The sequence below is a fragment of the Acinetobacter sp. NIPH1876 genome (assembly GCF_022808535.1).
In the GTDB taxonomy this organism is placed as follows: Bacteria; Pseudomonadota; Gammaproteobacteria; order Pseudomonadales; family Moraxellaceae; genus Acinetobacter; species Acinetobacter higginsii.
The window spans coordinates 1-896 of sequence record NZ_JALGBR010000047.1 but is presented as its reverse complement, the minus strand read 5'-3'; the positions used below and the strand labels follow the sequence as shown (position 1 = coordinate 896).

The window sequence follows — 896 nt, the reverse complement described above, 5'->3', positions numbered from 1 at the left end:
ACTGGTGCATTTGGTGCAACCGTATCAATCGTCAATACCGCAGTGTCTGTACCGACATTACCCGCAGGGTCTGTCGCTGTCACAGTCACGGTATGTGGTCCTTCACCTAAGGTCGGTAAGGTGTTGTCCGCCAAGGTCCATGTGCCATCACCATTGTTCACTGCTGGATAGTCAACACCATCCACATTCACCACAATCGTCGCAGTTGGGTCATTCACCGTACCGGTCAATGCAGGCGTTGCATCGTTGCTTAAGTCATCATCCACGGTCACGATCGGTGCAGTTACATCAGTGGTCACTGTGCCGGTGCCCGGTAATGAGGTGTTGCCTGCTGGGTCAGTCGCTGTCGCAGTAACGGTCTCACCATTGGTCAAGCCGCCTGGATTTGGTGTAGTCCATACCCCAGTGGTTGGATCGGTTGGAACCTGAACACTTGTGCCATCCGGGAAGGTTACGGTCACCGTCGAACCTGGTTCTGCTGTACCACTGATTGGGTCAGTCGCATTGATTGGATCAAGGACTGGTGCATTTGGTGCAACGGTATCGACTGTATAAACTTGAGTGTCCGTTACATTACTGCTGTTGCCTGCCGCATCTGTAAACGTAACTTTGGCATCAATGGTTTTATCGCCATCAGCCAATAAACCACTACCTGGTACACTCACACTCCAAGTACCATTCGATGAATTGACCGTCGCTGTATAGGTCACACCATTGACTACAACTGTTACCACTGTAGTTGCCGCATCTGCAGGCACACCTGTCAAGGTTCCTGTCACTGTCACGTTTGATGCGGACTCTGCTGCATTGATGACGTTATCTGCAGTCACAGAATCAATAGTTAAACCTGTACCTGAAACATCTGGTGCTGTTGTATCTGTTGTATAAACATGAGC

General features: G+C 50.2%; 1 protein-coding gene. It reads right to left on the bottom strand.

Going from position 1 to position 896, the window contains the following annotated elements; genetic code table 11:
* The coding region (locus tag MN869_RS20330; protein ID WP_243309227.1) for an Ig-like domain-containing protein at window positions 1–896 on the bottom strand (896 nt) is incomplete at both ends.